General features: G+C 65.6%; 5 protein-coding genes and 1 pseudogene. 4 read left to right on the top strand and 2 right to left on the bottom strand.

All coding sequences use genetic code 11. From position 1 onward, the window contains the following. Positions 1–942 precede the first annotated feature (942 nt). The 3 genes from BN9444_RS00830 to BN9444_RS00820 are packed head-to-tail and all read left to right on the top strand — an operon-like array spanning position 943 to position 3822. Entirely contained in the window at positions 943–1890 is a 948-nt protein-coding gene (locus tag BN9444_RS00830) for an ABC transporter ATP-binding protein (protein ID WP_068801259.1), read from the top strand. Then, positions 1880–2644, top strand: a complete 765-nt coding sequence (locus BN9444_RS00825; protein ID WP_068801258.1) for an ABC transporter permease — start codon at positions 1880–1882, stop codon at positions 2642–2644. Before BN9444_RS00830 ends, BN9444_RS00825 begins: the two co-directional genes overlap by 11 nt. Continuing rightward, entirely contained in the window at positions 2641–3822 is a 1182-nt protein-coding gene (locus tag BN9444_RS00820; RefSeq protein WP_068801257.1) for a multidrug effflux MFS transporter, read from the top strand. Before BN9444_RS00825 ends, BN9444_RS00820 begins: the two co-directional genes overlap by 4 nt. 15 nt (positions 3823–3837) lie before the next feature. On the opposite strand, the gene cls is transcribed toward BN9444_RS00820, so the two are convergent. Both cls and BN9444_RS00810 read right to left on the bottom strand, forming a co-directional pair. After that, complete coding sequence (cls, locus tag BN9444_RS00815; RefSeq protein WP_068801256.1) at positions 3838–5295, bottom strand: cardiolipin synthase; 1458 nt, start codon at positions 5293–5295, stop codon at positions 3838–3840. Continuing rightward, the gene (locus tag BN9444_RS00810) at positions 5295–6086 is read right to left on the bottom strand and encodes an exodeoxyribonuclease III (protein ID WP_068801255.1); all 792 of its coding nucleotides are present in this window, start codon (positions 6084–6086) and stop codon (positions 5295–5297) included. The genes cls and BN9444_RS00810 overlap by 1 nt, the downstream gene beginning before the upstream one ends. 144 nt (positions 6087–6230) lie before the next feature. On the opposite strand from BN9444_RS00810, the pseudogene BN9444_RS14610 reads away from it, so the two are divergent. Continuing rightward, positions 6231–6609, top strand: a pseudogene (locus tag BN9444_RS14610) (HNH endonuclease signature motif containing protein); the annotation flags it as partial.

Raw genomic sequence — 6609 nt, 5'->3', positions numbered from 1 at the left:
GGCCGGCAGCGGCTGGCCGATGCGGGAGGGAGCGGATGGCGCGGGGGAGGGGGCATCGGAAGGCGGGGGCGCACAGGCGGCCAACGGGACGGCGAGGAGGACGGCGGCGAGGCGGCGCATTAGAGGTACTCCTGGAGTCGGGGGCGGATGCCGAGCCAGACGCAGATGATGCCGAGCAGCGTGAGGAAGCCCACCGAGCCGCCGAGCGCCGTCGTGGCCTGGTGGCCGGATTCGATGTAGGAGCGCAGGACGCCGCGCGTGTCCGCGATAAGGCGGGTGAGTGCGTCATTGAGGTCGTTGAAGCTGCCGGCGCCGTCCTCGGTGGACAGCGTGATGGCGGAGTCGTAACGGCCCGCGTTGAGATCGGCCACGAGGTCCTTGTGCGCGCTGGCCCATTGGTTGAGGGCGCCGCGGGCATCGGCGACGGACTGGGCGTCGCCGGCGCCGAGGTCTTCGGCCGCGCCGTAGGAGTCCAGCGCCTGGTGGACGGCGAGGACTGTGGCGTCGAAGTCGACGGTCGCGTCCACGGTGGCCTGGCGGGAGACGAGCATGAGCGTTTCCGTTGTGCGCGCTTGCTGGGCCTCAATCTGGGAGGCGGTGAGCTGCTCCCACGGCGCGGCGACGGCCTCGAAGCGCTGCGAGCCCGCGGCCCAGATCATGATGGTGGTGATACTCACCCAGGCCAACGCGACGGAGAGCAGCACCGTCGCGGCGAGGAAGCCGCNGCTGGGCCGTTTGAGGGCGACGGGTGGACGTATACGACGGTGCTCGCGGGGGCTTCGCGTCGACTGCCGGTGGTGGCGAATGAGGAATCCCAGGAGCTGCGCTGGGTGCCGTTGGCGGGGGACGCGGTGGAGCAGTTGGATTTGTTGCCGGCGTTCCGGGCGGCGTTGCCGGGCCTGCGGGACGCGGTGGCGGAGTTGGGGCTGTAGTGTTGTCCGCATGATTGAAATTCAAGGGCTGACCAAGCAATATGGTTCGGTCCGCGCGGTCGATGACGTGACGTTCGAAGTCAAACCGGGCGTCGTCACGGGCTTTTTGGGCCCGAACGGCGCGGGCAAGTCGACGACCATGCGGATGATTCTGGGGCTCGACCGGCCGACGGCCGGGCGTGCGCTCATCGATGGCGTGCCGTACGGCGAGCTGCGCAACCCGCTCACGAAGGTGGGCGCGCTGCTCGACGCGAAGGCCGTGCACCCCAACCGCAGCGCGCGCAACCACTTGAAGTGGATGGCGCAGTCGAACGGGCTGCCGCTGTCGCGCGTGGACGAGGTGCTGGGAATCGTGGGCCTCGACGGCGTGGCGGGTAAGAAGGCCGGCGGCTTCTCGCTGGGCATGGGCCAGCGCCTGGGCCTGGCGGCGGCGCTGCTCGGCGACCCGGAGGTGCTGCTCCTCGACGAGCCCGTCAACGGTCTCGATCCGGAGGGCATCCGCTGGGTGCGCTCGCTCGTCAAGGCGCTCGCGGCGGAGGGCCGCTCGGTGCTCATTTCCTCGCACCTGCTCTCGGAGATGGCGCTCACGGCGGACCAGCTCGTGGTCATCGGCCGCGGCCGGCTCATCGCGGACATGCCCACGTACGACTTCGTCAAGCAGTACTCGGGCTCGTCCGTCATCGTGCGCGCCGAGCACCTCGACGCGTTCGCGGGCACGCTGAGCGCGGAAGGCATCGGCTACGAGCGCGGCGCGGACGAAGAAAACCGCCCGACGCTTATCGTGCCGGACCAGACGACGGAGAGCATCGGTCGCCTCGCGTTTAGCGTGGGCGTGGCGCTCGACGAGCTTTCGCTGCGCCGCGCCTCGCTCGAGGACGCGTTTATGGAGCTCACGCGCGACGACGTGCAATATCAGTCCCGCCCGGCGGGCAACCAAGGAGGCCACCATGCTCGTTAATACGATTCGTGCGGAGTTCACGAAGCTCACCACGACGGCGTCGTTCCGATGGACGACCGGCCTGTTCTTCGTCTTCTCATTGCTGTGGGCGTTCTTCACTACGCGGCTGACCTCGATTTTCGACGGAGCGCCCGCGGTGGCGAGCGCGTCCATCGTGGTCTCGGGCCTGTTGTGGCTCAACCTGTCCGTGCTCATGATTCAGGCGATCATGGTCATCACGACGGAGTACCGCTACAACCTTCCCACGCCGCTGTACCTGGCGAACTCGCACCGCGCGCAGGTCGCCGTGGCGAAGCTTGTGCTCTACGCCGTCATCGCTGCGGTGCTCATGTTCATCGGCATCGTCGCGTGCCTGGGGCTCGCGCAGCTCATGGCGGACGAGGTCGTCGGCTTCGACAACATTTTTGCAGACCCGGTCGCGCAGCGCGCGCTGTGGTCGTACCCGGTGGGCACGGCGCTCATGGTCGTCTTCGCCCAGGGCCTGGCGCTGCTGCTGCGCCAGTCCGCGGGCACGATTGCCGTGGGACTCATCCTGTTCTGGGGAGTGGACAACCTCATTCAGTTCGTGCCGAAAGTGGGCGAGAAGCTCATGCACTTCTCGCCGTTTAACGCGCTGCGCTCGTGGCTCACGGATGCGGCGGGCTCGTGGTCCGTCTTCGCGGATAACTCGCACTGGTACCTCGTCGTCTTCGTGCTCTGGGCCGCCATCCTGTGGCTGGGCGGCGTGGCCGCCTTGGTAAAACGAGACGTATGATTCCCGTCCCCCTCATGCTCACCTTGGCGCTGTTGTCCGCAACAGCGCCTTTTGCGACTGACATGTACCTGCCCGTCCTGCCGCACATCGCTGGCGAGTTCGGCGTCGAGCAGGCCGTCGCGCAGTTCACGCTCACCGGCTTCTTCGTGGGCATGGCCTTCGGCCAGCTGCTTATCGGTCCGGTCTCGGACGTCGTGGGCCGCCGCCGGCTGTTGCTGTGGTCCGCAGGCCTGGCGCTCGTGGCGTCCGTGCTTGCGGCCCTCGCGCCGGGCATCGGCGTGCTCATCCTCGCCCGCATCCTCCAAGGCCTGGGCGGCGGCGCGTGCAACGTGCTCGCGCGCTCCGTCGTGCCAGACCTGCTCAGCGGCTCCGCGGCGGCGAAGACGTTCTCGGTGCTCATGGCCATCGGCGGCATCGCGCCGGCCATCGCACCGGTCATCGGCGGCCTGCTCGCCGAGCCCGTGGGCTGGCGCGGCATCTTCTGGACGCTTACCGGTCTCCACGCCGTCCAGCTCCTCCTCGCGTTCCTCCTCGTCCCGGAGACCGGCGGCAAGGCCGAGCGCACCGGCGGCCTCGTGCGCACGGTCGCGGGCAATTACCTCACCGTCGTGCGCATGCCGCTCGTGTGGGGCTTCCTCCTCGCTATGGCCTTCGGCTTCGGCGCGCTGTTTAGCTATATCTCGGCGTCCTCCTTCGTCCTCCAGACGGTCTACGGCTTCAGCCCCGCCCACTACTCGCTGCTCTTCGCCATCAACGCGTTGGGCATGCTCGTCGCGACCACCATCAACTCGCGCCTCGTCACACGCTTCGGCGCCGTGACCATGCTCCGCGCTGGCCTGCTGCTGTGCGTTGGCGGAGGCCTCATCCTCACCGTCGCCGCGCTTGCCGATGCCCCCTGGTACCTCATCGTTGCCTGCATCCTGCTCGCCACGTCCCCGGTGGGGTTTATCATGGGCAACGCGACGGCGCTGGCCACGGGCATTCGCCGCGAGCTTGCTGGCTCCATCTCCGCGGTCATGGGCTTTGTCCAGTCGCTGTTGGGCGGCATCGTCTCGCCGCTTATGGGCTTAGGATCCCAGCCTACGCATACGATGGCTTTCGGTATCCTGACCTGCGGGATTATTGCGGCGGCTGCGGGTTTTTGGGCTACCTTCCGCCTAGCACGCGAAGCGGGCTAGGGGGGCATCGGAAAGCTATTGCAGCGCTGAGGTAAGCCGCATGACATTGTCGACGTAGCGGCGGCCGAAGCCGCGCTTGTTCCACTCGTCGAGGGTGAGCTCGTGGCAGACGGCCCGGTAGTTGGCACTGAGCTGGGCGAACTGGTCGATGAGATTGCCCTGCGCTACGAGCAACGTGGTCTCATAATTGAGGCCGAAGGAACGCATGTCCATGTTGGAGCTGCCAAACATGCACAGCGGGTTGGGGTGGCCTGGGTCCGCGACGAGGAACTTGGAGTGCAGGACGAAGGGGTAGGGGAACTGGAAAATGCGCACGCCGGCCTCGAGAAGCGCCTGGTAGTACGAGGATTGGGCGTGGTTGACCATGAACTGGTCCGCGGCGGCGGAGACGTAGAGCTCGACGTCGACGTCGCGGTAACAGGCGGTGGTGATGGCGTCCATCATGGACTCGTCCGGCACAAAGTAGGGGCTCACCATGACCAGGCGGTGCTTGGCGTGGTGAATGACGGAGTTGAACATGCGCAGGTTCGGCTCCGTGGTGTAGCCGGGCCCAGAGGGGATGAGCTGCAGGTAGTTCGTGTCCTCGGCCGAGGTGTCGCGGTGGGGCGGGAGCTGAGGCTCGATGATTTCGTCTGATTCGAGGTACCAATCCACGGCGAAGATGGCGCTCAGCGAGGCGACGATGGGCCCGGTGAGCTCCGTCATGTAGTCGACCCACGCGCGGTCCTTCGTGCGATACTGGCGCTGGATCATATTGAGCGATCCGAGGAAGCCCACCTCGCCGTCGACGACCATGAATTTGCGGTGATTGCGCAGGTCGGGGCGGCGGAAGCGGCCGCGGATGAGCGAGATGGGTAGCGTGAGATGCCAGTCGATGCCCGCGTTCGTGAGCTTCTTTCTGAGCTTCCGGTAGCCCTTGTACTTGTGGGAACCAATCTGGTCGAGGAGTAACTTGACCTCGACGCCCCGTGTTGCGGCGCGCTCCAGTGCCTCGTAGAAGGGCGCGGTGACGGTGTCCCAGGATTGGATGTAAATCTCGACGTAGACGTACTTTTCGGCGCGGTCGACAGCGCGGGCCATCGCGGCGATGGCTTCCTCGTAGTCCGCGTGGATGCCCGCGTTGTGGCCGTGCACGGCGGGGAACCCGGTGAGCCGGCGGTTGAGCCTGAGCAGCGACTCGATTTCCGTAGGCAGTTCATCGTGCGGGTGGTCCGGCATGCCCGCGTGGACGTCCTCGATCATCTCATTGGCTTCTTTTTGGATGCGGTGCCGGCGCCGGTTGATATATGGCGAGCCCATGAGCAGGAACAGCGGCAGCCCGATGTAGGGCAGCAGCAAAATGGCGAGCAGCCACGCCGTCGAGCTCGACGGGCGCCGCCCCTCCGGCACGAAGCCGACGGCCAGAATCTTGATGGTGTAATCGACGATGAGCAGAACAAACTGCCACATCGACAGATCGATATTGAGGCTCATCAGCGCACCGCGTTGAAGTCCGGCAGGTCCAGCTCCGTGATGAGCGGGCAGTGGTCCGAGGTCTTCTCGCCGGCGCGTTCCTCAAGATCCACCCACGTGCGCTTGTCGTGCAGCGCCTCCGTTGCCAGCAAGAAATCGATCTTCATGCCCTGGTTGCGCTCAAAGCGCGCGGACTTGTAGTCGAAGTAGGTGTAGCGTTCTTTCGGCTTGAGCTCTCGCACTCCGGCCTCGAGGATCATCTCGAACGCCGCCCGCTCCGGCTCGGATACGTGGGTCTTTCCCTTGAAGAAGTCGATATCCCACACGTCCTCGTCGCGGGGCGCGACGTTGAAGTCGCCAGTGAGCAGCAGCTTGCCCTTCGCTTTGTCCTCCGCATAGCGCGCCAGGGCGTAGTAGAACGCCAGCTTGTAGCCGTAGTGCGGGTCCGTGAGCTCGCGGCCGTTGGGCACGTAGAGGCTCCAGATTTCCACGCCCCTGATCGTCGCCCCTATCGCGCGCGCCTCGAGGTTCTGCGGCTTGGTCTGGTCCTTTGCGAACCCGGGCTGGTGCGGGAAGCTTCTGTGTACGTCCTCCGGCGCGTCCTTGGACACGATGGCCACGCCGTTCCACTGGTTCAGCCCATGGGCGCTCACGTGGTACCCGGCCTCCTCGAAGGGGGCGCGCGGGAATTTGTCGTCCGCCACCTTGGTCTCTTGCAGGCAGAGCACGTCGAGGTCGTGCTTGCGAAGGAGGTCGACGGCGCGTTCGGTCCGGGCTCGAACCGAGTTGATATTCCACGTGGCGATGCGCATGGCCTAAAGATTACCTTGCTTCTCCCAGGTCGCTATCGAATATGTCTCACTGTCGGCTTTAAGGTTAGAAAAGTTGTTCTAAAAAAGGCTTGACTTTGCTTGGTGGGTGAATATTATCGAATGTGTAAGCGGGAGGAGGTAGAGATGGATAATCCGCAGGAACTGGTCAATCAGATCGACGCGTTGCTGGAGCGGCTGCAGGCAGTCGTTGAGGTTTCGGCATTTGCCGAGCTCTCCCAGCCCATGGAAGAACTTGAGCGCGCCATGGCCAAGAAGGCCTTCGCCGACGCACGCTTTGCCTGGCTCGCGCATCTCGCGGACGCTGGCCGCCTGGTCGGTTCCACCCGCACCATCGACTACCTCACCCACGTCCTCGATATCGATCACGCCACCGCCACGGCCCGCCTCAATGCGGGTCGTTTGCTTTTCGATGCTCCCTCTCCTGACCCCGGGCCCGAACCTGCGGAACCCTCGCCGGATCCCGCAGAGGCGGCGCGCCGCGAAGAAGAGGAGCGCAAGCGCC

The organism is Corynebacterium phoceense (genome assembly GCF_900092335.1).
Lineage (GTDB): Bacteria > Actinomycetota > Actinomycetes > Mycobacteriales > Mycobacteriaceae > Corynebacterium > Corynebacterium phoceense.
This window is presented reverse-complemented; position numbering and strand designations above follow the sequence as displayed.

Excerpts from the sequence above, each read along its gene's own strand:
- BN9444_RS00830 (WP_068801259.1), top strand. The coding sequence starts at position 943 with ATGATTGAAATTCAAGGGCTGACCAAGCAATATGGTTCGGTCCGCGCG.
- BN9444_RS00825 (WP_068801258.1), top strand. The coding sequence starts at position 1,880 with ATGCTCGTTAATACGATTCGTGCGGAGTTCACGAAGCTCACCACGACG.
- BN9444_RS00820 (WP_068801257.1), top strand. The coding sequence starts at position 2,641 with ATGATTCCCGTCCCCCTCATGCTCACCTTGGCGCTGTTGTCCGCAACA.
- cls (WP_068801256.1), bottom strand. The coding sequence starts at position 5,295 with ATGAGCCTCAATATCGATCTGTCGATGTGGCAGTTTGTTCTGCTCATC.
- BN9444_RS00810 (WP_068801255.1), bottom strand. The coding sequence starts at position 6,086 with ATGCGCATCGCCACGTGGAATATCAACTCGGTTCGAGCCCGGACCGAA.